Raw genomic sequence first — 24,612 nt, 5'->3', positions numbered from 1 at the left:
AAACAAACAGATTACATCTAATTTCTAATAATCTCATTTCACATGTTATGAAACTAGTACAGCAAAAATTCATTATGTTCAAAAACGTTATTACTGCTTTAACTTTTTTATTTCTTTCAAATATTTATGCTCAAAAAATCGATGTTGTAAAATGGACGGAAGATTTAAAAGCCTATAAAACTAATTTAGAAAAACTTCATATTGATCTTTATCATAACATAAGTAAAACTCAATTTGAAAATGAATTACAAAAGATACAATCTGGTCTGGATAACAAAACTGAATTAGAGGTTATTATAGATCTAATGCGATTAACTCGTAAAATTGGAGATGGTCATACTGCTTTTTCATTACGAGGGATGAAAACTCATTTATTCCCTATAGAATTGTATAAAATTAATAAGCAATGGAGAGTAATTAAAACTACCCAAGAGCATAAAGATTTGTTAGGAAAAATCTTAATAGAAATTGACAATAAACCTATCGATAAAATCGCAAAAGAAGTAAGTAAAGTTGCTCAATATATCGAGAATAAACAATCAAAAACCATACGAACTAGTCGATACTTAAGTACCTCAGAAATTCTATTTGGGCTAAAGTTGACTAATAGTATTAATGAAGCGAATTTTACTTTTATTGATGATGCTAAAAATGAAACTAAAAAATCTTTAAAAACCATTATTGATAAAGATTACTATTCTACAACAGCATTCGAATCTTTTTCTACCTCAACTCCTGAAATACAAAAACCTAAAGACACAAAACATAACTTTCTCTGGTTTAGCCAGATACAAAATACTAAAGCAGTTTATATAAAGTTTGAAAGTTATCCTTCATTTGAAGACATGGAAAAATTTGGTCTAAAAGTTTTAACTTTTATCAACGAAAATGCTTCAAAACAAGTTGTTATTGATTTAAGAAATAACGGTGGAGGTGATTTTTTTATAGGTACTTTTTTAGCTTATTATTTAAACTTAGCCGATAGTATCAATTGGAGATCTGGTGTTTATGTCTTAACTGATAAGGTTACGTTTTCTGCAGCAACAACTAATGCTGCTCAGTTTCGACAAATGTTAAACGCAAAAATTGTTGGAGAGCCTACAGGTTCAAATCCTACAGGTTATCAAGATATGGGACAATTTACATTACCAAATTCTGGTAGAACTGTTACCTATTCTAAGCGATTATTCAGATTTCAAGAGAAAGTAACAGCTGGTGTACAACCAGATGTTGTTATTCAATACGATTGGAAAAGTTATATTAATGGTATTGACAACATGCTACAATGGGTTATTGACGATATCAAAAAGCAATAAGACCCAAGTAATTCAAGTAAAATTTTAACTCCTATAAATCAATTGAATTACTTAATTTTAGATCATTGATAAAAAGTAAAACATTTCTTTTTTTCAAAAATCTAATCAACCAAACGAAACAACCTCATGAAAACACTTAAACTGTTACTCATTTGTGTACTATTATTGCCTTTAACTAATAACGCACAAAAGAGAAAAAGAAAAGCTCAAAAACCAGATTTAGAAATTACAGATTCTCTATTTCATGGTTTAAAATGGCGAAATATCGGTCCGTTTAGAGGTGGTAGAAGTGTTACATCTTCAGGAGTTATTGGTCAGCCACTCACCTATTACATGGGTTCAACTGGTGGAGGTGTTTTTAAAACAACAGATGCTGGAATTACATGGAAAAATATTTCTGACAAATATTTTAAAACGGGTTCTGTTGGAGCCATTGCAGTTTCAGAAAGTGATACTAATATCGTTGTTGTTGGTATGGGAGAACATGCTGCTCGTGGAGTTATGACATCTATGGGAAATGGTGTATATAAATCTATGGATGCAGGAAAGACTTGGACACATTTAGGTTTAGAAAAAACACGTCATATTTCTGATGTTGTTATTCATCCAACAAATCCAGATATTATTTACATAACAGCGCAAGGTGCTCAGTATGCACCAACTGAAGAACGTGGAATTTATAGAACTCTTGATGGAGGAAAAACTTGGAAAAAAGTTTTATATATAAATACAACTACAGGAGCTTCTTCATTGTCTATGGACATGACAAATCCACGAATTTTATATGCTTCAATGTGGCAACATCAACGTTTTCCTTGGATTATTAAATCTGGTGGTGAGCATTCTGGTTTATACAAATCTGTTGATGGTGGTGATACTTGGACTAAAATGAAAGTTGGTTTACCTAAAGATTTTGGAAAATCTGGTATTTCTGTTTCTAGAGCAAATCCTGAAAAAGTTTTTGCTGTTATTGAAGCTGAAGGTAAAAAAGGTGGTGTGTATCGTTCTGATGATGCTGGTAAAAAATGGAAACAAGTAAATGGAAATAGAGTAAATATTGCACGTTCTTGGTATTATATGGAGATTTTTGCTGATCCTCAGAATGAAAATATTGTATACGTATTAAATGCTCCAGTAATGAAATCTATTGATGGAGGAAAAAGTTTTTCTAATATTCCAGTTCCTCATGGAGACAATCATCATTTATGGATTAATCCGCATGACAACACAAACATGATTAATTCTAACGACGGTGGAGCAAATATTTCTTTCAATAGTGGAAAAAGTTGGAGTACACAACAAAATCAATCTACTGCTCAGTTTTACCGTGTAATTACAGATAATTTAGTTCCTTATAATGTTTATGGTGGACAACAAGATAATTCTGCAATTGCAATAGCGAGTAGAACAAATGATGGCGGAATCGATTGGAAGGATTGGTATTCTGTTGCTGGTGGTGAAAGTGCTTTTATCGCTTTTGATCCAGATAATCCAGAAACTGTTTACGGTGGAACTTACCAAGGAAATATTAGTAAATGGACAAAATCTTCTCGAGCTCAAAAAGCTTTAAAAGAATATCCTGAATTAGGATTAAGTATTGCGCCTAAAGATTCAAAATATCGTTACAATTGGAATGCACCAATTATTTCTTCTCCTCATAATAGAAAAACGATTTATCATGCAGGAAATATTGTTTTTAAAACTACAGACGAAGGAATTAGCTGGTCAACAATTAGTCCAGATTTAACTAAAAACGAAAAAGATAAACATGGTCCGGGTGGTGGACCTTACACTAACGAAGCTGCTGGTGGAGAAAATTACAATACACTTACGGCTTTAGTAGAATCTCAACATCAAGAAGGAGTTTTATACGCTGGTAGTGATGATGGTTTGTTACACATTACTAAAAATGGAGGTGCGGATTGGGAAAATATTACTCCGAAAGGAATTTCTGATGGAATTATAAATAGTATTGAAGTTTCTGAACACAATCCAGCAACCGCTTATATTGTAATTATGCGATATAAATCGTTAGACTTAAACTCGTATATTTTTAAAACTACCAATTACGGAAAATCATGGACTAAAATTGTAAACGGATTAAATGATTCTAATGGTTTTGCTCGAGTTGTAAGAGCTGATAAAAAACGTAAAGGTTTATTATATGCTGGAACTGAAACTGGCTTATACGTTTCTAATGACGATGGAAAATATTGGCAACGTTTAAAACTGAACCTACCTGTGGTAGCTATTAACGATTTAACTATTCAAGATAATGATTTGGTTGCGGCTACATCTGGACGAGGTTTCTGGATTTTAGATGATTTAGGTGTATTACAAAACATGTCTTCAAATAAAAAAGCAATTCAAATTTTTAAACCAAAGCCAAGTTATCGAATTTTTGGTGGTGTTTCTAGAGCTGTTGGACAAGGACAAAATCCTAAAAGTGGTGTAACTTTCGATTATTATTTAGATAAAAAAGTAGATACGTTAGATTTAAAACTAGAAATATTAGAAGGTTCAAAAGTTATTAGAACCTACACCAATAAAAAACCAAAAGGATTTAAATCTTGGCCTGGTGGACCATCTAGACCACAAATTCTTCCTTCAAAAAAAGGATTCAATAGATTCACTTGGAATTTTAATAGAGAAGCTATTCCTGCTATTAATAAGGTTTTTGTTTTTGGTGGACTTTCAGGATCTAGTGTAGCTCCTGGTAATTATACACTAAAGCTTTCTTTAGAAGGAGAAACTGTTTCAACAGAAGCTATGATTCTACCAAATCCTGCAATTCAATCTACTCCGCAAGATTTTAAAGAACAACAAAATATACTAGTTCGTATTGAAACTACTTTAAGAGAAATGCACACATCTGTAAATCAATTACGTTCGGTAAAAAAACAATTACACCGTTATGCTAAACTTTTAAAAGGTAATAGCGATGCAAAACCTCTTATTGATAAAGGAGAAAAACTTTTAAAGCGTATCAAAACTTGGGAAGAAAACTTAATACAAGAAAAGCAAAAAACGTTTCAAGATGTTATTAATTTCAATAACAAATTAAACTCGCAATTATTACAACTTTTAAATTATATCGATCAGGCCGATCCTAAAGTTACCAAAGGAGCGAAAGAACGTTTTAACGATCTTATGAACGATTGGCAAGTTTATAAAAAAGAACGAGATGCGATAATCAATACGGAAATGAGCCAGTATAATAGTTTGTACAAATCGTTAAATATTCCAGCATTAATTATTGAAAATAAAAACTAGCATATGAAAATATTAATCATTGGAGGAAACGGAACCATTGGAAAAAAAGTAACTGATCATTTTAAGCAAAAACATGAAGTGATTATTGGCGGTAGAACCAATGGTGATGTTCTTATTGATATAGCTCAAAGTAAATCGATAGAAGAAGCTTTTGAAAAAATAGGAAAACTAAACGCTATTGTTTGTATTGCAGGTGAAGCCAAATGGGATAATTTTGATAAACTTACTGAAGATGATTTCTACATTGGTTTGAAAAGTAAAATAATGGGACAAGTAAATGTTGTTAGAATTGGTCGAAAATACTTGAATCCGAAAGGTTCAATTACCTTGTCTACTGGAATTTTAGCTGATGATCCTGTGGAAAAAACAACGAGTGCAGCAATGGTAAACGGAGCTATTCATAGTTTCGTAAAAGCTGTTGATCTTGAACTAGAAAATGAAATTAGAGTAAATGTAGTTTCTTTAGGAATGGTTGAAGATGCATATGAAAAGTATAAAGATTATTTTCCTGGTCACAACCCTGTTCCCATGTATAAAGTTATTAATGCTTATGCTAGAAGTGTCGAAGGCAAAGTAAGAGGTCAAATTATTAGGTATTATGAATAATAATGAAATATTAAATTGAAAAACATTCTTACACTTTTGTTTTTAATTTGCTGTATAATTTCCAGCTTTTCACAGGTTGAAAAAAAATCAAGAGATTATGGTTATTTCAAATCTCTAAATATAAACGCTGGATATAATTATAGTTTTGGAAATGCTACAGACAAAGACTTTCACCTTCTTGACTTAGGAGTTAATAAATCTGTTTACGGAGGAAGACATGGAGGCGGTTATCAATATGGTATTGGTACTGAAATTGGTTTAAATACTAATGACTTTATTATCGGACCTAAAATTAGCGGAACTTTATATTATCAGTTTCTTGCTTTTGGAGCTGAACTAATAAGTTATACTAATTTTGATAATTGGACTGTAAGATTTGTTCCTTTCATTGGAATTGGAGGAGAAAAATTTAAGTTAACTATTAATCCTCATGTAATTTTATCCAATAAAAATTTTAAGCCCGTAAACTCAGCTATTTTAAACTTTTCTATAAATTTCAGTTTGAATAGAAAAAAGATGAAATAACTAAACTTAATAGTTTATTTAGTTTTTTATTAAATAATTTATAACAGTTCAAATCATAAAAGAACTCAGTTTTTATTTATGTTTACAAACAAAAAATTGTAAACATGACTGCACAAATATCTGATGGCTTTATTTTTAATGGTGAAGATTTTTCTTTAACTGGTTTTACAGATAAAATTCCTTTTTATCCTGGTGATTATGAAATTACTCCTAAAGGAGCTTCTTCTGCATGTTGGAGAGGTTTTTACAGAATATTTTCAATAGTAAATAATGAATTAGTACTTAAAAAATTTAATGTAAACGATGCTAATATTGAGAAAGATATTTCTGGTCCGAAAATAAACGGAGTTAAACCTAACCTTAATACTAAAGAAAGGTCATTCTTTAATAAATCATATGAAAATGTAGATTTAAAAATAGTATATACGGGATCAATATTGATTGGTAAAGGTTTTATAAGAGATTTATATGTGCATATGGGGTTCCACCCTGCTTGGAAATTCAAAAAAGTTTTTGAACTTACTTTTGATAAAGGAAACCTTATTGAAACAATTGACTTATCAGAAAAAATGGTTGAGGTTAGAAAAGAAGTTAAAAAAAAGAAAACAATTAAAAATAATGAAATTGAAGTTAATGAAATAGCTAAATGGATTAAAGAATCTTTCAATCAAAAATACATCAAGCGATTATAAATCTTCACTATCTATAAGTTATAAAACATTTATGAAAACACTCACAAAACTTCTAATCACACTCTTGTTATCTTTTTTTTACGTAAGTAATATTCATTCACAAGAAATAAGTCAAGATTATAAACCGTTGAAAAATGACAGTTTACGAATTGGAATTGGTGATAAAGACTTTTTACCTTTTATTCAAAGTGGTTACACATTAATGTTGCCTAAAAATAAAACTGTAGAAGGTGTCTTAGTTTTCTTTGAAGATTCTAAATATGATCAAAAAAATAGAAGTGCGAAACAAATGTACGATTTAGCTTCTCAAAAAGATTTTGCTGTTTTATCAATTTCAACAGAAATCCCGCTTGATTTTTACTTTTCTAATTCTTCTATACTTTCTGCTCATAAAACCATTAAAGAAGTATTTGAAAAATATGACTTACCTAATAAAAACATTTTCTTTTTAGGTGCTAGTTTGGTTGGTCATAGAGCAATGCAATACATTCAATTTATAAAAAAAATCAAACTAGAATTTCAGCTAAATACCAAAGGAATTGTAATCTGTAATTTCACTTTAGACTGGACAAGAAAATGGCATCAACATAAACGTGATATTAGAATAAATAAGATTAATCTTTGGGAAGCAAAACTGATGAACTATATGTTAGAAACACATTTGAAAGGCACACCTAAAACTGTTCCTAATCGTTATCATGAGTTTTCTCCATATAGCTATTTTGATGAAGAAAATCGAAATATTGCTACGTATAAAAATTATGCTGTTAGAGCTTATGCTGAGCCTGCAATAAAGTATAGATTAGAAAAATATATAAGAACACTATACGAAAACAACACTACAGATATTGTTGGTTTTTTAGCAGAATTAAAGCTTGCAGGAAATCAAAATACAGAGCTGATTGTTGTACAACCGAAACCGTCACAAAAAAAGAAAAATGCACAATCTACTTGGAATGATATTGATAAAAAAGAACTTATGGATTGGATATTGAAACAAGCAAAAGAAAAAGATTAGTTAATTTAGCTTTATCGTAAACTACTAGTCAAACACTCATGCCAATAGAAAATATTCCAGAGATTTACATTAAGGATGATAATAAAAATCCTGATGTATTTGTTTATGATTTTAAAATGGTAAGTGATGTTGTTAAAAGTAAAGTTAATCTGAGAATGAACATGTTCAGTTTTTTACAAGTTGGTAAAAAGCAAGTCCATTTTGCAGGCACATCTGTAGCTGTAAATAGAGATCAGTCTTTATTGTTGAAAAAAGGGAATTGGTTATGGACAGAATTATTAGATACTGAAGCTGAATATTATTGTAAACTTTTATTCTTTTCTGAAAAAGTTTTAAAAAACTTCCTTGAAAAACACACTAAGAATAATATCACAGTAAAAGAAGAATCTCCATATTTCACTATTAAAAACGACGCTTATATTTCTTCATATTTAAATTCATTATCAGCAATTAATGAAATTCCGATGGCATTAAATGAGAATTTGCTGGCTATAAAATTTGAAGAATTAATGCTGTATTTACTTCAGAAATATGGACAGAAATTTGAATTTTACTTGCATTCTTTAATTATTGAAAAAAGTTCACCTTTCAAAAAAATTATTGAAAGCAAAATTCATTCTAACTTAAAACTTGAGGAAATTGCATTTTTATGCAACATGAGTTTATCTACTTTCAAACGTCATTTTGTTAAAGAATATAATGTTTCTCCAGGAAAATGGCTTCAAGACAAAAGACTCAATAAGGCTAAAGAGTTACTAGAAGAAAGCACAAGTACACCTTCAGATATTTATCTAGATTTCGGATACAACAACTTATCTAATTTCAGCACTGCGTTCAAGAATAAATTTGGTGTAAGTCCGAATCAAATTATAAATCAAAAATAAAATCATTTTTCAAGTTGACCTTTTTTCATAAGTTATTGAACTGTTTTAGTAAATACGAATCTGAACTCTCGTAATACATTTGCATCAAATTAATTACAATACTAAAACAACGAAAAAATGAATATAACTTTAGAACAAGCAGAAAAAGCTATCGCAGCTGCAAAACAAAAATCTACAGCTATTGATACTAAAATGAATATTGCTATTGTTGATGCTGGGGCTAATTTAGTTGCATTCAGCAGAATGGATGGAGCTTGGTTAGGTTCACTTGATATTTCTATCAAAAAAGCAAAAACTGCTCGTTATTTTGATATGAATACTGGTAATATTGGTGAGTTATCACAACCTGGACAACCTTTATTTAATATCGAAAATTCTAACAACGGATTAATTACTTTCCCTGGTGGTGTACCAATTAAAAACGAATCTGGTGAAATTATTGGTGCTATAGGTGTTAGTGGAAGTACTGTTGAAAACGATCATATTGTTGCTGAAGCTGGAGTTTTAACTATTTAAGTTACTATACTACAAAACAAAAGAGCGCAGAAGTAAATTTTACTTTTGTGCTTTTTTGTTTTACGCATTCTTCAGTACCTATCGTTACAAATACGATTAAAATTTATTCCTTAACTTTCTCAACTATTACTGATAAAATTGAGATATTTAGAATATACTTTAGTAAAGAATACTAATGACATTGTTATTGATGCTCCTTGCGATAAAATTCAACTTATTCGTAATGAAAATCATACAAAACCAACTGTTATAATTCTCATTAAAAAGAATATTCCTGTAAAAACTATCAAAAAAATAACTACAATAACCGATAGAGAAATACATTACAGGGATAACAGATATTACCTTTCAAAAGAATTATCGGAAAACGAAATTAAGAAGAACATTATTCTCGTACGTAAAATTACTGCTTTAGGAATGGATGCTTTTCGTGAAAAAGAATTCATTAAAGAAATTCCTGAATCTTATGAAGTTAATAAAGAAAATACTCAACTCAATAAGAAGTTGAAATCTAATAAATCACTAAACGCTTTAATACAAGAAAGTGATTTTATTATTATTGATAATCAGCAACAATTTGAAAACTTACTACAAGAAGAAAAAGCTGTACTCTATATACAAATTGATTGGAGTGGATACGAGAGAGCTGGAAGAGCTAAAATTTTCAATGCTTTACAAGAAAAACAATTTAACAGTTTACCTAAGTATTTAATCAATAATTCAAATGAAGAATATCAATTCTTCAATGAATATTTAAATAAATATAATAAAGAAATAGGTCGCGTTGCAATTGAAGGTGGTGGTGAAATATTTCTATTCAAAAAAGGAAAAATCATAGATTATATCAACAAAGGTTTTCTAATAAATCAACATGTTTTTATAGAATTATTCAAGCAATGGATCGATTCATCAGAAGCAAAAATTGTTAAAAAATCATTCATCGAAAGAATATCATTTCTACTCAAACGTTTTCGTTAAATTTTAAAAAATATTTAACTATACCAACAACTGTTTTGTGCGTTTACTGAGGATAAATTTAGGTTTATTTGTAGCGTAAATGTTTAATTGAAGTACAAAAACAGTTTTATGAGTATAAAAAAGTTATCATTGCTTTTAACCAATGCTAACGAAGTTAACTTCCGCTATCAATTAATTAATATTGTCCTCATCATAGGGATTTTAGTTGGCTCAACTTCTGCCGTGATCAATATCGTTGCAGATGTAGACATAGAAGTACATGTTTTAAATTTAATCGTTGGTTTAGTATACAGTATTTGTTACTATCATGCTCGTTGTAAAAACAGATACAAACAAGTTTCAATTGTAATAGTTGTGTTTTCTATTACTATGATTGATATTCTTTGGTTTCAATCTGGTGGTTTAAAAGGCGCTATGCTATTATATGTACTTGTTAGTGCTTCTAGCTTTATCATTTTTATTGAAGAAAAGTATTTACGTTCCTTTATAATTTTTGCTTTACTAAATGCTTCTGGGTTAATTCTCTTAGAAAAATTCACTACCTGGGTTGTTCCCTATTCTAGTGAATCTATAAGATTTTTAGATGTTTCTTTAAGTTTTATTATTGTACTAATCTTATTTATAATTCTTATTCGTTGGCTGGTAAATCAATATGAATTTGAGAGAAAAAAATCTAACGAAAAAACAGAACGAATCGAATTCCTACTGCATGAATTAAATCATAGAGTAAAAAATAACTTACAATTAATTTCAAGTTTAATAGGATTGCAAGCAAATAGATTAGACGACGAAGCTGCTATCGATGGATTAAATACGAGTAAAGACAGAATCATCGCAATGGGTAAAATTCATACGCTGTTATATCGAAACGATTCCAATGAAACTGTAAATTTTCAAAAGTATATAGAAGATATTGTTGCTGGATTAATCTTTAAATATACTAGTGAAACAGAAATTGAATATGAACTAAAAATAGAACAAAAAGAATTAAGTTCTAATGAAGCTTTATATATCGGGTTAATTATTAATGAAGCCATAACGAACTCTATTAAATATGCTTTCGTTGGAATTAAAAATCCTAAAATTTCTATTGAATTCAATTCCTCTGATCAAAAAACTAAAATACTTACCATTCAAGATAATGGAATCGGAATTTTAAATTCTGAAAAAAGCTTCAAAGGTTTAGGTTCAAAAATTATAACACTCTTAACAGAACAAATTAACGGAAAACTAGAGATACAAACCGAAAACGGTGTTATGTATCAATTAACATATAGCTACGAAAATTAATTCTCCATGACAAAGAATAACACTATGACAACATTTATTGTAGAAGATCAATTAATCGTTTCTGAAGAAATTAAAATGATCATGGAAGATCTAAATTATGAAGTTTTAGGATCAACAAAAAGCTGGGAAACTGCCTTTGAAAAAATCAGCAGTTTAAAACCTGATATTTTATTGTTAGACATTAGAATTAATGAAGATAAAGACGGTATAATGTTAGCGAAAGAAATCTTGAAAATTTACACACCGTATATCTTTTTCCTTACTGCATATGCAGATAAAAAAACCATTAAAAGAGCTCAAGATGTAAAGCCGAATGGATACATTATAAAACCTATACATCAAAAATCTTTATTTGCTGCTTTAGAAATGGGAATTAATACTGTTAACCCAAATTCAAATACCAGTACCACCAAAAATCTTTTTTCGGTGAGAGAAATTGAAGTTATAAACTATATCTCAAAAGGATTAACAGAAGATCAAATTGCAAATAAATTATTCATTTCTAATCATACTGTTAAAAGTCACAAAAAAAATATATTCAAAAAATCCAATGTTTCTAGTGTTGTAGAATTAACTGTTTTTGCTTTAAAAAATCAGTTGATTTAAATCTAAGCGACAATAATAAAACCCCCTGATCGGGTTATTGACGTAAGAGGTTTCTTTCAATAAAATTGCACTCTAAATTTAATTTTAAAAATGAAAAGAAATCTACTTACCCTTATTACACTCTCCATCTGTTTTATTGGATTTGCTCAAACCTTTACACTCAGCGGAATAACGTATCAAATTATTTGTTGTATTGATGAAAATGAAGTAAAAATATTAGATAATACTAATACAGGAGATTTAGAAATACCATCAACAGTTGAGTATAATGGAACTATTTTTAATGTAACTGAGATAGGCCAATTTGCTTTTAAGGATAATCAATTAACAAGTGTTGTAATTCCAAATAGCGTTAATAATATTGAAAAATACGCTTTTAGTTTTAACAAATTAGTAAGAATCAATATCCCTATTAATGTTACAGTTATTAAAGAGAATACATTTACAGGTAATCAATTAACATCAGTAACCATTTCTAATAATGTTACCAGTATTGAAAAGGGAGCTTTTAGTAGTAATCAGTTGACAGATGATAGTATTACAATTCCCAATAGCGTTACTAGTATTGGTGCTTTTGCTTTCGCAAGCAATAATTTTACCAATATTACTATTCCTAATAGTATTACTAGTATTGGGAATTCCCTTTTCCGAAATAATAAATTGACAAATGTTGTCATTCCAAATAATATAATAAGTATAGGAGATTATGCTTTTAGTAATAATCAATTAACAAGTATTTTAATTCCTAATAGTGTTACTAGTATTGGGGAATATGCCTTTGAAGAAAATCAATTAAATGATTTAACTATACCTGGTAATGTTACTAATATTGAAGCTTTTGCTTTTCGAAATAATCAATTAACAAATTTAATTCTCGAACAAGGTATTACTAATATTAAAAAAAATGCTTTCAAAAACAACCAATTAACTAATATTACCATTCCTAATAGTGTTAGCTCTATAGAAAGATTAGCGTTTAGTAACAATAAATTAACAAACGTGACAATTTCTAATGGTGTTACTTCAATAGGAGAATATGCTTTTGAAAAAAATAAACTAAACACAATAATAATCCCAGAAAGTGTAACGAATATCGATAAAGATGCTTTTTGGGCTAATCCTATTGATATTATTATCATGAAAGCTAATACTCCAGTAATAATAAGTGATAACCCATCAGAAAGTCCTTTTAGTAATGATCACATGATAAATGTATTCATTCCTTATGGCACTATGGATGCATACATTGATGCTGGATGGATAAAATTTAATTCTATAATAGAAATAGATATAAATAATATTGCTATTTGGTCTGGAATGATGGGAAGCGAATGGAATAATAATAAAAACTGGCACAAAAACTCTTTACCATCTAACAATCAAAACATTATTATCCCTGGCTATTTAAATAATTTCCCTGTAATTGACTCAGGAACTACAGTTGAAATGAATGATTTATTTCTTAACAGGTTATCTTCTTTTTTTATAAAAGATAAAGGTGCTGTTATTGTAAACGGAAACTTAGATAATAGAGACACAATAGCTATAAATTCTTCTACTACCACAAGTGGAACACTAATAGTTAAGGGAAATATAGCAGAAAAAGATTTTGCTTTTGTAAAAAGAAAAATTACTTTGAAAAAAAAGGGGGTACAAGCAAATCAATGGAATTTAATTTCGGTTCCTATACCAGATATAACTTTTGAAGATTTTATTAATAATCCTGAAAATGATATTCGAGTAAATACGAGTGTTACGCCTAAAAAATATGCTTTTGGTTATTATAACGATAGAAAACCAGCAGGATCAAAATGGTTTTACTATACAACTAATTACATACACCATCTAAATAGTTTTAAACAAGGAAAAGGGTATGTTGTATCAAAAGCATCTAATGGTAGTCTTCGTTTTACAGGAAATTTTGAATCTGATGATATTGATGTAGATGTAAATGCAGATCAATGGAATACCATTGGAAACCCTTATACTGCTTACTTAGCTATTAACGGTAATTCAAACAATAACTTTATTCAAGAAAACTTAAGTAAACTAGATCCGCTTTATCAAAGTGTTTATGTTTGGGATGCCAGTCAGAACAAATATGTTACTACATCACTATCAGATAGTGATACTTTATTAAATGTAGGTCAAGGTTTCATGATTAAAACAAACACCGGTGTTTCATCAATTACATTTAAAGAAAGTCATCGTTTACCAAATGCTACAACGACAACTTTATCAAGAAAGCGTAACCGTTCTAGTATTCGTTTAATAGCAAGTCAAGATGATGTTCAAGTAACTACGAAAATTAATTATATCAATAACACTACAAAAGGTTTAGATCCTGGTTATGATATTGGAAATTTTAAAGGTGCTTCTTTTGATGTATTTACACATCTCGTTGAAGGTAATGAAAATACAGATTTCACCATTCAATCGTTACCAGATTCGGATTACGAAACAACAGTGATACCAGTTGGATTACAATCTGATGCAGGAAAAGAAATTAGTTTAACTGTTGATACAGATAATATTCCTGCTAATCTAAACGTATACTTAGAAGATACATCAACAGGAAAATTTATCGACTTAACTAAAGAAAAGTCATACAGATTTAAAACCACAAGTAAATTAGAAGGAATAGGAAGATTTTATTTACATACCTCTTCTAAAATTTTAAACACTGAAAATGAAACTGAATTAACACAAAACGTAGAAATAGTTAAGTCAGGGAGACACGAAATTACGATTCAAGGTTTGGTAAAAAACAAGCAAGTTACAGTGAGTTTACATTCTATTTTAGGAAATGAAGTCTATAAACAAGTAGCTGTTCCTCAAGGAATATTAACAATACAACCAAATCGTTTAGATACCGGAGTTTACATTGTAAAAGTTGAAAGCTTACAAGGAACAATAACAAAAAAAGTAATATTTAAGTAGTTAATATAAAAGTATGAAAGCATCGAAAAATATAAATAGAAAAGAAGCTTTACAAAAAATAGGAAAATATGGAAAGTACACTGCATTAACAGCATTAGGCACCTATTTAATTTTACATCCTAAAAAAGCTCAAGCTGCTAGTCCAGAACCACCAGGAAGCGGATTTTAATTCCATACACGACTAGCTAAAAAAAGCGAGATAGATTGTATTTTCTATCTCGCTTTTTTCTACTTCATTTTTAATAAAAACCTACATTTTTAATTTAGTTTGTAACTTTTAACGGTATAAACATCTTTTTTAAACTTTATCAATAAATCTACTGTTTTATTTTTAGTTTGGTTATATTTAAATAATGGTTGACATTTTGGGATACATAGTATTTTTTGGATTAATTTTATTAGTAGTTTTTTTATTGATTATCGATAAGAGAAAGTCAAATGAAATTGACTTTGATTCACATTTACATGAAAATGATGAAGACTCTTTTGACATTGACCTATTTGATAATGATTAAAATCTAAATTTTAATTGATTTCCTATATTTGCTTAAAATAGTTGTTATGAATCCATACATTGCTGGCATTATTTTAGTTCTTGTTTTTTTCATAATTGAATATTTAGCTTATTATCTTTACTTATCTAAAAATCCAAAAAGAAAATCTTGGCACTCAAAAAAAACAAGGTGTTTTTTCATTATGTTTTCTTAATAGTATTTGTTTGTTATTCAAAGCAATTGAATGGTTAATAAAAGTTCTTTAATCACTTTTTAAGTTTATATATTTGAATCATGGAATCATATATGTTTATTCTTATAATCATTGTAATGGTAATTGTTACTTTAATTTGTCTTAAATGCGTTAAAATTTTTGGAATAAGAAGCGATAATTTTTTTAAGGACAGAAAGTAAAACCATTCATATTAAAGAGTTTTTATTTTGTATCTTTTTGCTTTATTAACCTTCTAAACTTTTTATTATGCTAAAAAACGTTTCTAAATTGGGAATTGAATTATCTAAAACTAAACAACAACTTATTTCAGGAGGCAGCAGTTCTAGATGTTTCTATTGTCGTTGCCTAACAGGTGAAACTGTTATCGCTTGTGGTTCAGATCGAGTAGAAGCATGTGGAGAAGCATGCTAATTTGTAGCGACTTTCGAGTCGCTTTTTTCTTCTATTTACCTTTCATGCTTTCTTCTCTTTTAATTTATTTTGTTTTTACTACTTTCACTAAATGTTGATTTCAAGATTATCTTTTGGTTTAAGTATTATTTCAATCCTTTTAGGTTTATGGATGCAAGTTGACCTATATATTAATTTTATAGAAGCAGTTGGAAAAACAAGAGCTCTTTATGGGCTTTACCATCTTTTGCATTGGATTATATTACCAGCCTCTCTTATAGGAGTGATTGCGTTTCTTTTATTACTGTTATCATTTTTTTTTCAAAGAAAAAAGAAAGACAATTATTATAAATCTATTTGTATCAATCCTAGTCTATGTATTTTTAAAGTTTCCATTTTGGCTCTGGTTATCAAAATTATAACAGATTTATTAATTCCTAGATTTTTTAGTTTTCAAATTCCTCACTTACAAACGTCTACCAACACTCTTTTACAGTGTTAATTCCCAGTTAAATACTCAAAATGCATTTTAATGAATGCTTGAAATACTTTAGGAACCTTGTTAATCTGAACATTAGTTTGTAACACATATCCTACAATTATTTTATAATTCGTTTACTAAATATCAGACATAAAAAAACACCTTGATTAAGGTGCTTTGTGGTAAGTGTATATTTATAAATTATGACATCTCAAGTATAAAAACATTAAATTAATTTTTCTTTTAATTGTTAATTTAATATAAATTTTTAGACTTTTTCTAAAATGATGCCTTGCTGATATTTTAAAAATGTCTTTAGATTTTGCTTAGGATATCAGTATGATAAAATTTGATTACTTTTTTCTTTTTTTGATCAAATTCAAATCTTTTTTCAATTCTTCGTTCGGTTGTTCATATTTAAATGGTAAAATTACTCTACCTTTTCTATCCATAACTCCCCATTTTGTATCCTTTTTTAAAACAACCATTTCTCTCAAACCTAAAGGAGTATAATAAAATTCATCATATTCAAAAGGGATAATAATTTTTCCTACCCTATTAATAGCTCCCCAAGAATAATTTAATTCTACAACAGAGACGTTATTAAAAAAACTTGAAATAGTATCATATATAATTGGTATTACTATTCCCCCTGTTTTATCAACAAATCCCCATTTATCGTTTAACTTAACTCCAGCTAATCCCTCTCTAACATATTTGATTCTGTCATATTTAAAAGGTAAAATAGTTTTTCCTGATTCATCTATCGTACCTCATTTACCTTTACTTTTTGCAACAGAAAATTCATTTTTTCGAAATCCATAACATCGTTCATATTTGAAAGGAATTATTATATTTCCATTCCTATCTACAACACCCCATTTACCTTTATACTCGACTCCCTCGAAATCAAATCCAAATTTATTAGGAACAAAATCAAACTTGAGAGGTATAACTTCTTTCCCCTTCTTATCTATATAACCTTCTTGAAAATCATGGTTTATTACTTTCGCTAACCCATTGTAAAAGTCTTCAACCTGAACATATTTGAATGGTACAATAATATTACCTGTTTTATCAACAAACCCGCCTTTCTCCCATTCTTGAGTGATATACCAATTGCTAACAAACCTTCTCTAAAATATTCTTTTTCATTAACAATTTTAAGGTTGATATAATGATTTAGCATTATTTCGTATTCTTCTGCATTTTCATCTACACCTCTAAAATATCCATTTAAATGTTTTAACGTATTTAAATCATCTCCCTGAGCCAAAAATATTTTGACATACAAAGATTCTATTGCTGAATCTATTCTATACTTATTTACTACAATAGAATCTAGGATACTTAAAGCAGATGAATAATCTTTATTATTAAATACTATTTCTGCTTTTTTTAAAGACTTTTCATAAGAAATTGTATTTGATTGAGCACTTAGTCTATTTAACGCTAAGTACAGCGCCAAAGTAAGTATAATTATCTTTTTCATTTTATTTTTTATTCTTAAACGAAAGTAAATAAAAATAACATACTATAATTATATCAATGAACTTTTCCTCTTTTCAGGTACCAGAACACCTACTGTAAAACCCCCTATTCGGGTGATTGATCGAGGTTTTTTCTTTCTGTAAAATTGTCTTTCAATTCTAATCTTACAAAATGAAAAAAAAATTACTTACAATCATTACATCAATCTTCTGCTTCATTGGATTTGCTCAAGTCTTTACGATTGATGATATATATTATCAAACAACTTCAAATAATGAAGTAATGATAATTCAAAATCCTGATCCTTTCGATTATACTTCACTTCCTAGTTTTTTTATAATACCTGATCAAGTTACATATGATGGAACTACCTACAATATTACAGCTATTGGACATTACGCATTTGCTGACAAACTATTAATGGAAGTATATATTCCAAGCAGTATAAAAGATATTGGAATTTATGCTTTTTCTGGTAATCAACTAACAGATATTGTAATTTCTGAAGGTGTTATGAATATAGAAGATTCTGCTTTTATTGGTAACAAATTAACCAGTGTAGTTATTCCTGAAAGTGTAACAAATATAGAAGAATATGCTTTTTACGGTAATCCTTTAATAAATGTTATAGCATTAGGTTCTACTCCTCCAACAACTAAAGATAGTACATTCGAAAAACTTGAAGACAATGTTTTTTCTAATCGTACTAACATAACTTTGATGATTCCTCCTGGAACTACAAATGCATATACTACAACTGGTTGGACAGGGTTTAAAGAAATAACTGAAGAAGTAGCAATTTGGTCTGGTAATAATGGAAGTGATTAGACAGATCCTGCAAACTGGGCTAAAAATACTATTGCAACTACTAATCAAAATGTAATTGTATCTAATTTCTTGAATTTTTCCCCAGTTATTCCTTCAGGAGTTTTAGTTGAAATGAATGATTTGTTAATGAGTAACTCTACATATTTTGTTATAAAAGATAACGGGGCTGCTATTGTAAATGGTGACTTAAATGGTGGTTATAGAATTGACATTAATTCATCGGCCGCTACAAGCGGTAGTCTTATAGTAAAAGGCGAAGTCAATGCTAGAATCGCTTTTTATAAATATGAATTACTAGCAAACCAATGGAGTTTAATTACTGCACCTGTTTCTGGACAAAGCATTAAAAATTTTGTAGAAAATTCAGGAAACGATATTCGAGTAAATACAACTGTTACACCTAATAGATATGCTGTTGCTTATTATAATGATAGCAAAGCTGAAGGATCGAAATGGGTATATTATACAACTGATGATTTAGCTTCAAACACCATTACTTTTGAAAAAGGAAAAAGCTATATTATATCTAGAGCTACTGATGGAAGAGTTTATTTTACAGGAAATATAGAAACTAATGATGTGAGTATAGATGTAGATGCAGATCAATGGAATGCCATTGGAAACCCTTATACTGCTTATTTACCAATAAATGCTAATTCAGATAATAACTTTATTCAAGAGAATTTAAGTAAACTAGATCCGCTTTATCAAAGTGTTTACATTTGGGATGCGAGTCAGAACAAATATGTTACTGCATCACTATCAGATGGTGATACTTTATTAAATGTAGGTCAAGGTTTCATGATTAAAACTAACACAGGTGTTTCATCAATTACGTTTAAAGAAAGTCATCGTTTACCAAATGCTACAACGACAACTTTATCAAGAAGTCGTAACCGTTCTAGTATTCGCTTAATAGCAAATCAAAATGATGTTCAAGTAATTACGAAAATTAATTATATCAATAATACTACAAAAGGTTTAGATCCTGGTTATGATATTGGAAATTTTAAAGGTGCTTCTTTTGATGTATTTACCCATTTAGTGGAAGGTAATGAAAATACAGACTTCACCATTCAATCCTTACCAGATTCAGATTACGAAACAACAGTAATTCCTATAGGATTACAATCTGATGCTGGAAAAGAAATTAGTTTAACTGTTGATACAGATAATATTCCTGCAAACCTTAACATATACTTAGAAGATACAGCAACAGGAAAATTCATCAACTTAACTAAAGAAAAACCGTACACGTTTAAAACCACCAGTAAATTAGAAGGAATAGGAAGATTTTATTTACACACTTCTTCTAAAATTTTAAACACTGAAGATGAAATTGAATTAACACAAAACGTAGAAATAGTTAAGTCAGGAAAACAAGAAATTACGATTCAAGGTTTAGCTAAAAATAAGCAAGTTACAGTAAGTTTATATTCTGTTTTAGGAAATGAAATCTATAAACAAATAGTTGTTCCTCAAGGAATGTTAACAATACAATCAAATCGTTTAGATACTGGAGTTTATATTGTAAAAGTTGAAAGCTTACAAGGAACAATAACAAAAAAAGTAATATTTAAGTAGTTAATATAAAAGTATGAAAGCATCGGAAAAAATAAATAGAAAAGAAGCTTTACAAAAAATAGGAAAATATGGAAAGTACACTGCATTAACAGCATTGGGCACCTATTTAATTTTACATCCTAAAAAAGCTCAAGCTGCTAGTCCAGAACCACCAGGAAGCGGATTTTAATTCCATACACGACTAGCTAAAAAAGCGAGATAGATTGTATTTTCTATCTCGCTTTTTATTTATCAACTTCATTTTTAATAAAAAACTACGTAAAACCCCCTATTCGGGTGATTGATCGTGGTTTTTTCTTTCTGTAAAATTGTCTTTCAATTCTAATCTTACAAAATGAAAAGAAAACTACTTATAATATTTACTTTACTAATAGCCTTTACTGGATTTTCTCAAGTCTTTACAATTGATGGTATACAATATGAAGTAATGATCGGCATCCGTAACTCTTTAAGAATAACTGATAATACTAACACAGGAAATGTAGTAATACCAGAGAGAGTTGAACATAATGGAGAATTATACAATGTGATAAGTATTGGACATGGGGCTTTTGCTAGTAGTGAATTAACTAGTATAATTATCCCTAATAGTGTTACCAATGTTGGAGATGCCGTTTTTCATGATAACCAATTAACTAGCGTAACCATTCCTAATAATGTTATCAGCATTGGAAATCATGCTTTCAAAGAAAATGAACTAACTAGTATCACCATTCCTAGTAGTGTTACTAATATAGGTGATAATGCTTTTGAAAATAACCCTTTAATAAGTGTTATTGCATTAGGTGAAACTCCAGCAATAACAACTGGAAGTTCATCAGGTGGTCTTGGATACAATGTTTTTCCTGATCGTAATAATATTGATTTGTTTATTCCTGTAGGTACAGCAGCAACATATACTACTGCTGTTTGGACAAATTTTAAATCTGTAACAGAAGGGGTTTCTCAAGTTTTTACAATTGATAATATACAATATGAAGTTATTTCAGGTACAAATGATGTAGAGATCATAGATAATACTAACATGGGAGACATAGTAATACCTGCTCAGGTTGAAAATAGTGGAATAACGTATAATGTAACGAGTATTGGAGATGATGCTTTCTATAGAAATCAATTAACCAGTGTAACTATACCAGATGGTGTTACTAGCATTGGAGATTCTGCTTTCTCAAATAATCAACTAAATCATGTAACTATTCCCAATAGTGTTACGCGTATTGATCATGATGCTTTTTACAAAAGTGGACTAAAGAGTGTAACCATTCCTAACAGTGTTACGTATATTGGATCAGATACTTTTAATTCTAATAACTTAGAAACGATAACTATTCCAGCAAGTGTTAGCCATATCGGAGGTGGGGCTTTTGGATATAATCAATTAACCAGTATAACTATCTCTAACGGTGTTATTAGTATTGGAAATGTTGCTTTTGCAGGTAATAAATTAGAAACAGTGACAATACCTGAAAGTGTTACCCATATTGGAAAAGGAGCTTTTTTTGATAATAAACTAACTAGTATAGACTTTTCTGATAGTGTTACCTCTATCGAAGAAAATGCTTTTGGAAATAATCAATTAACTAATATAACTATTCCTAATAACGTTACAAGTATTGGGCGTTTTGCTTTCGCACATAATGAATTAACAAGCATTATATTATCGAATAATATATTAAAAATAGAAGATTATACCTTTCAGGAAAATAAACTGACTGATCTTAATATCCCTGAGAGTGTTACTAGTATTGGAGAAGGAGCTTTTTCTAACAACCAATTAATTAATGTAAACATATCAAATAATGTCATACATATTGGCGAATTTGCTTTTTCCGACAATCGACTAACTAACATTACAATACCTAACCGTATAGCTACTATTGAAGAAGCTGTTTTTTTCAATAACGAATTAACCAGCGTAACCATTCCTAATCATGTAACTACTATAGGAAGTGCAGCATTTGCAAACAATAAGCTAAACAATTTAATTATTCCAAATAGTACTACTAGTATTGGACACAGTGCTTTTGATAATAATAAACTTACAAACGTAAATTTACCTAACAGTATTTCCATAATTAAAAACTCTGCTTTCGCAAACAATAAACTAAATAATATATTGATACCGAATAGTGTTACTAATATTGGAAGTCAAGCTTTTGAAAACAATGAATTAACAGATTTAGTTATACCTAATAGTGTTACTAATATTGGAATACTAGCTTTTAAAAATAATAAACTAACTAGTTTAACTATTCCAAATAGTATTTCTACTATTAATAGATCAACTTTTGAAAATAATCAATTAGTTAGCGTAGTGCTTCCTTATAGTATTTCACATATAAATCAAAAGGCTTTTGCAAATAATCCTTTAATGAGTGTTACAGCTCAAGGTGAGACTCCAGCAATAACAACAGGAAGTTCATCAGGAGGTCTTGGAGACAATGTTTTTACCGATCGTAGTAATATCGATTTGATAATTCCTGACGGCACAAGATCAGCATATATTGCAGCAGAATGGACAGGTTTTAAATCAATTACAGAAAATTCTGCTTTAAGTATTTCTGATATAGATTTAAAAAATTCTGTTCACGTATTTACCCAACAAAATAGATTAAAGATTTCTCACCCTAATACTATACAATTTAATAACTACAGTATTTATAATATTTCTGGAACTACTACTTTACAAGGTAAAGAAATCGACATACCAACGATTGGTTTAGCTAAAGGTTTATACATTATTGCTTTAGAATTTAATAACGGTTTGGTGTTTAAAAAATTCATTAAAGAGTAGCGTGCAAATAATGAAAACGATTTATAAAAACCCCCCGTTCGGGTTATTGACGTCAGAACTAACTTTTAGTAAAATTGCTGAATAAATCTAATTTTAAAAAAATGAAAAACAAAAGAATTCTAACAGCTCTTATGCTCTCTCTTTTTACAGTATTCTATATCAGTTGTAGTGATGACAACGATACTGATAACACTGAAGAATTTATTCTTGAAGAGGCTAAATTAACTGCATTTCCTTTATTAGGAATTACTCCTACTTCTGTAGAAATTATTCAACCAGTAATTGAAAACAATACAGAAATTGAATATGGTAAAATCAATATAGTAGTTTCTGATCCACTTTTTTTACCTCATATTGTACCAAATATCACTTCAAACGAATTAAACCTAAGTAAGTTTGCTATTATTCCTGGAGGCAATACAGCTCTTTCTTATGAGTCTCAAAGTCATACGCATACTATTGTTAATGCTTTAAATGAAAGTCAAGAGTTATTACACTATGTTGTTACTATTGAAGCTGAAATTCCTCCTACTCCATCTTCATTAACAGTTACAGATTTTAAATTTGAAGCTAGTAAAAATGCGCAATTAACAGAAGATGTTACCATAGAACGAGTATTTAACGATCCGAACTCTAATAGTTCAACAATATACTTATTTGTACCAGAAGGAACAGATTTTTCTGATTTAACTCCAACGGCTACTTTTGATGCTGAAGATGTTTTTTATACACAAGATTCTTCTATTCCAACTGTAGATGTTGATACTCCGTTTCCAACGACAGAGACTAGTTTTGATTTTTCCTATCCAAAAATCTTTACCATTGTTTTAAAAGACGATTCAAATAATAGAATGAAATGGGTGAATGTTTTTGTTGATATAAAAAATCCAATGCAGTTAGTAGACAACCACGTTAACACTGGTGATATTGATAGAGACGTGAGTGTGAATACATTTACAGGAATTACTCATTGGAAAAACATTGGAAACCATAGCATTGAACTTCAATCTGCAAATACGTATGAGAATATAATTCCTGAAAATATGCAAAATGCTGTTACTGCTCACAGAATCTTTCCTGTAGGAGGATTAAAACCTGGTGAAAGCGCTGATGTAAACGTACTTGTTGTGGGTAATCTACCAGCTTCTGAATACAAAACTACTGCTGTTTTTTATTCACAGTTTGTAGGTCAAGAAACGATTAATGATATGGTTGAACCAGTAAAATTAAATATAACGGCTAACGTGATAAACTAAAAATTTTAGGGTCGGTTAATAATGAGAGCAGAGGATAAAAAACAAGGTTTTAAAATTTTTTATCTAACGAAAAATAATACTTTCCTCTGCTCTATTTTAATCATCATTATATAATGTTTATAGATTCTAACGTAACATCAATATTTAAAAACAATAATTGTTATAAACCTGTAAAAAAACAACTCTTGGGTTTTATAACAATTTTATGTGTTTTATTTAGCAGACAAAGTTCTAGTCAAAAATTCAATAAAAAAAACAGTATTAACGATTTAAAACAACATACAGCTTTTCAGGTTCCTGAAAAATTATCCATACCTAAAAAGATACTTGCTAATATTTGCAAAAACAAAAAGTGTTTAGTGGAAACTTTCTTCCCTATCGGTTGGTCTGAAGATTAAAATTATTTTACTTG

The 24,612-nt window shown here is 29.2% G+C and carries 24 protein-coding genes; 21 read left to right on the top strand and 3 right to left on the bottom strand.

All coding sequences use genetic code 11. From position 1 onward, the window contains the following. Nucleotides 1-74: 74 nt before the first annotated feature. The 15 genes from Q1A15_RS11540 to Q1A15_RS11470 all read left to right on the top strand — a co-directional run bounded on the left by Q1A15_RS11540 (nucleotide 75) and on the right by Q1A15_RS11470 (nucleotide 15,784). A complete protein-coding gene (locus Q1A15_RS11540) occupies nucleotides 75-1,316 on the top strand; it encodes a S41 family peptidase (RefSeq protein WP_299623602.1) in 1,242 nt (413 codons plus the stop codon). 126 nt (nucleotides 1,317-1,442) lie between these two features. Beyond that, nucleotides 1,443-4,589: a glycosyl hydrolase gene (locus Q1A15_RS11535; protein WP_299623599.1), complete on the top strand. Its 3,147-nt coding sequence runs from the start codon at nucleotides 1,443-1,445 to the stop codon at nucleotides 4,587-4,589. Between the two features lie 3 nt (nucleotides 4,590-4,592). Then, complete coding sequence (locus Q1A15_RS11530; protein ID WP_299623596.1) at nucleotides 4,593-5,195, top strand: short chain dehydrogenase; 603 nt, start codon at nucleotides 4,593-4,595, stop codon at nucleotides 5,193-5,195. Between the two features lie 15 nt (nucleotides 5,196-5,210). Further along, a complete protein-coding gene (locus Q1A15_RS11525) occupies nucleotides 5,211-5,720 on the top strand; it encodes a hypothetical protein (protein WP_299623593.1) in 510 nt (169 codons plus the stop codon). Between the two features lie 104 nt (nucleotides 5,721-5,824). Then, a complete protein-coding gene (locus Q1A15_RS11520; RefSeq protein ID WP_299623588.1) occupies nucleotides 5,825-6,412 on the top strand; it encodes a hypothetical protein in 588 nt (195 codons plus the stop codon). 31 nt (nucleotides 6,413-6,443) lie between these two features. Then, nucleotides 6,444-7,430: a hypothetical protein gene (locus tag Q1A15_RS11515; RefSeq protein WP_299623585.1), complete on the top strand. Its 987-nt coding sequence runs from the start codon at nucleotides 6,444-6,446 to the stop codon at nucleotides 7,428-7,430. A gap of 38 nt (nucleotides 7,431-7,468) precedes the next feature. Then, complete coding sequence (locus Q1A15_RS11510; protein WP_299623582.1) at nucleotides 7,469-8,314, top strand: AraC family transcriptional regulator; 846 nt, start codon at nucleotides 7,469-7,471, stop codon at nucleotides 8,312-8,314. A gap of 117 nt (nucleotides 8,315-8,431) precedes the next feature. Beyond that, nucleotides 8,432-8,830: a heme-binding protein gene (locus tag Q1A15_RS11505; protein ID WP_299623579.1), complete on the top strand. Its 399-nt coding sequence runs from the start codon at nucleotides 8,432-8,434 to the stop codon at nucleotides 8,828-8,830. 138 nt (nucleotides 8,831-8,968) lie between these two features. Beyond that, nucleotides 8,969-9,808: a hypothetical protein gene (locus Q1A15_RS11500; protein ID WP_299623576.1), complete on the top strand. Its 840-nt coding sequence runs from the start codon at nucleotides 8,969-8,971 to the stop codon at nucleotides 9,806-9,808. A gap of 108 nt (nucleotides 9,809-9,916) precedes the next feature. Next, on the top strand, nucleotides 9,917-11,098 hold the full coding sequence (locus Q1A15_RS11495; RefSeq protein ID WP_299623573.1) for a sensor histidine kinase: 1,182 nt from the start codon (nucleotides 9,917-9,919) through the stop codon (nucleotides 11,096-11,098). 6 nt (nucleotides 11,099-11,104) lie between these two features. Then, nucleotides 11,105-11,704, top strand: a complete 600-nt coding sequence (locus tag Q1A15_RS11490) for a response regulator transcription factor (RefSeq protein ID WP_299623570.1) — start codon at nucleotides 11,105-11,107, stop codon at nucleotides 11,702-11,704. A gap of 90 nt (nucleotides 11,705-11,794) precedes the next feature. Next, a complete protein-coding gene (locus Q1A15_RS11485; RefSeq protein WP_299623567.1) occupies nucleotides 11,795-14,644 on the top strand; it encodes a leucine-rich repeat domain-containing protein in 2,850 nt (949 codons plus the stop codon). 13 nt (nucleotides 14,645-14,657) lie between these two features. Continuing rightward, nucleotides 14,658-14,813: a hypothetical protein gene (locus Q1A15_RS11480; protein WP_299623564.1), complete on the top strand. Its 156-nt coding sequence runs from the start codon at nucleotides 14,658-14,660 to the stop codon at nucleotides 14,811-14,813. A 184-nt stretch (nucleotides 14,814-14,997) separates the two neighbouring features. Continuing rightward, the gene (locus Q1A15_RS11475) at nucleotides 14,998-15,159 is read left to right on the top strand and encodes a hypothetical protein (RefSeq protein ID WP_299623561.1); all 162 of its coding nucleotides are present in this window, start codon (nucleotides 14,998-15,000) and stop codon (nucleotides 15,157-15,159) included. A 460-nt stretch (nucleotides 15,160-15,619) separates the two neighbouring features. Beyond that, nucleotides 15,620-15,784, top strand: coding sequence for a hypothetical protein (locus tag Q1A15_RS11470; protein ID WP_299623558.1), 165 nt, complete (start codon nucleotides 15,620-15,622; stop codon nucleotides 15,782-15,784). Between the two features lie 813 nt (nucleotides 15,785-16,597). Here Q1A15_RS11470 and Q1A15_RS21040 read toward each other — a convergent pair. Genes Q1A15_RS21040 through Q1A15_RS11465 form a run of 3 tightly spaced genes read right to left on the bottom strand, consistent with a single transcriptional unit; the run spans nucleotide 16,598 to nucleotide 17,736 of the window. Then, entirely contained in the window at nucleotides 16,598-17,011 is a 414-nt protein-coding gene (locus tag Q1A15_RS21040) for a WG repeat-containing protein (protein WP_363322676.1), read from the bottom strand. A gap of 6 nt (nucleotides 17,012-17,017) precedes the next feature. Further along, nucleotides 17,018-17,305 (bottom strand): WG repeat-containing protein, encoded by a 288-nt coding sequence (locus tag Q1A15_RS21035; protein WP_363322675.1) that lies wholly within the window; start codon nucleotides 17,303-17,305, stop codon nucleotides 17,018-17,020. Further along, on the bottom strand, nucleotides 17,257-17,736 hold the full coding sequence (locus Q1A15_RS11465; protein WP_299623555.1) for a hypothetical protein: 480 nt from the start codon (nucleotides 17,734-17,736) through the stop codon (nucleotides 17,257-17,259). Before Q1A15_RS11465 ends, Q1A15_RS21035 begins: the two co-directional genes overlap by 49 nt. A 170-nt stretch (nucleotides 17,737-17,906) precedes the next feature. Between Q1A15_RS11465 and Q1A15_RS11460 the strand changes: the two genes are divergently transcribed. The 6 genes from Q1A15_RS11460 to Q1A15_RS11435 all read left to right on the top strand — a co-directional run bounded on the left by Q1A15_RS11460 (nucleotide 17,907) and on the right by Q1A15_RS11435 (nucleotide 24,598). Then, nucleotides 17,907-18,563, top strand: a complete 657-nt coding sequence (locus Q1A15_RS11460; RefSeq protein WP_299623552.1) for a leucine-rich repeat domain-containing protein — start codon at nucleotides 17,907-17,909, stop codon at nucleotides 18,561-18,563. A gap of 69 nt (nucleotides 18,564-18,632) precedes the next feature. After that, on the top strand, nucleotides 18,633-20,147 hold the full coding sequence (locus Q1A15_RS11455; RefSeq protein WP_299623549.1) for a T9SS type A sorting domain-containing protein: 1,515 nt from the start codon (nucleotides 18,633-18,635) through the stop codon (nucleotides 20,145-20,147). Between the two features lie 13 nt (nucleotides 20,148-20,160). After that, nucleotides 20,161-20,316: a hypothetical protein gene (locus tag Q1A15_RS11450; RefSeq protein ID WP_299623546.1), complete on the top strand. Its 156-nt coding sequence runs from the start codon at nucleotides 20,161-20,163 to the stop codon at nucleotides 20,314-20,316. 165 nt (nucleotides 20,317-20,481) lie between these two features. Next, on the top strand, nucleotides 20,482-22,944 hold the full coding sequence (locus Q1A15_RS11445; protein ID WP_299623543.1) for a leucine-rich repeat domain-containing protein: 2,463 nt from the start codon (nucleotides 20,482-20,484) through the stop codon (nucleotides 22,942-22,944). Between the two features lie 101 nt (nucleotides 22,945-23,045). Then, nucleotides 23,046-24,200 carry a hypothetical protein gene (locus Q1A15_RS11440; RefSeq protein WP_299623540.1) on the top strand — a complete coding sequence of 385 codons (1,155 nt, stop codon included), beginning with the start codon at nucleotides 23,046-23,048 and terminating at the stop codon, nucleotides 24,198-24,200. Nucleotides 24,201-24,385: 185 nt separating this feature from the next. Next, a complete protein-coding gene (locus tag Q1A15_RS11435; RefSeq protein WP_299623537.1) occupies nucleotides 24,386-24,598 on the top strand; it encodes a hypothetical protein in 213 nt (70 codons plus the stop codon). Nucleotides 24,599-24,612: the final 14 nt, after the last annotated feature.

This window comes from uncultured Tenacibaculum sp., from assembly GCF_947495995.1.
Taxonomy (GTDB): domain Bacteria; phylum Bacteroidota; class Bacteroidia; order Flavobacteriales; family Flavobacteriaceae; genus Polaribacter.
This window is presented reverse-complemented; position numbering and strand designations above follow the sequence as displayed.

Excerpts from the sequence above, each read along its gene's own strand:
- Q1A15_RS11540 (WP_299623602.1), top strand. The coding sequence starts at position 75 with ATGTTCAAAAACGTTATTACTGCTTTAACTTTTTTATTTCTTTCAAAT.
- Q1A15_RS11535 (WP_299623599.1), top strand. The coding sequence starts at position 1,443 with ATGAAAACACTTAAACTGTTACTCATTTGTGTACTATTATTGCCTTTA.
- Q1A15_RS11530 (WP_299623596.1), top strand. The coding sequence starts at position 4,593 with ATGAAAATATTAATCATTGGAGGAAACGGAACCATTGGAAAAAAAGTA.
- Q1A15_RS11520 (WP_299623588.1), top strand. The coding sequence starts at position 5,825 with ATGACTGCACAAATATCTGATGGCTTTATTTTTAATGGTGAAGATTTT.
- Q1A15_RS11515 (WP_299623585.1), top strand. The coding sequence starts at position 6,444 with ATGAAAACACTCACAAAACTTCTAATCACACTCTTGTTATCTTTTTTT.
- Q1A15_RS11510 (WP_299623582.1), top strand. The coding sequence starts at position 7,469 with ATGCCAATAGAAAATATTCCAGAGATTTACATTAAGGATGATAATAAA.
- Q1A15_RS11505 (WP_299623579.1), top strand. The coding sequence starts at position 8,432 with ATGAATATAACTTTAGAACAAGCAGAAAAAGCTATCGCAGCTGCAAAA.
- Q1A15_RS11495 (WP_299623573.1), top strand. The coding sequence starts at position 9,917 with ATGAGTATAAAAAAGTTATCATTGCTTTTAACCAATGCTAACGAAGTT.
- Q1A15_RS11490 (WP_299623570.1), top strand. The coding sequence starts at position 11,105 with ATGACAAAGAATAACACTATGACAACATTTATTGTAGAAGATCAATTA.
- Q1A15_RS11485 (WP_299623567.1), top strand. The coding sequence starts at position 11,795 with ATGAAAAGAAATCTACTTACCCTTATTACACTCTCCATCTGTTTTATT.
- Q1A15_RS11480 (WP_299623564.1), top strand. The coding sequence starts at position 14,658 with ATGAAAGCATCGAAAAATATAAATAGAAAAGAAGCTTTACAAAAAATA.
- Q1A15_RS11475 (WP_299623561.1), top strand. The coding sequence starts at position 14,998 with ATGGTTGACATTTTGGGATACATAGTATTTTTTGGATTAATTTTATTA.
- Q1A15_RS11470 (WP_299623558.1), top strand. The coding sequence starts at position 15,620 with ATGCTAAAAAACGTTTCTAAATTGGGAATTGAATTATCTAAAACTAAA.
- Q1A15_RS11465 (WP_299623555.1), bottom strand. The coding sequence starts at position 17,736 with ATGAAAAAGATAATTATACTTACTTTGGCGCTGTACTTAGCGTTAAAT.
- Q1A15_RS11460 (WP_299623552.1), top strand. The coding sequence starts at position 17,907 with ATGAAAAAAAAATTACTTACAATCATTACATCAATCTTCTGCTTCATT.
- Q1A15_RS11450 (WP_299623546.1), top strand. The coding sequence starts at position 20,161 with ATGAAAGCATCGGAAAAAATAAATAGAAAAGAAGCTTTACAAAAAATA.
- Q1A15_RS11445 (WP_299623543.1), top strand. The coding sequence starts at position 20,482 with ATGAAAAGAAAACTACTTATAATATTTACTTTACTAATAGCCTTTACT.
- Q1A15_RS11440 (WP_299623540.1), top strand. The coding sequence starts at position 23,046 with ATGAAAAACAAAAGAATTCTAACAGCTCTTATGCTCTCTCTTTTTACA.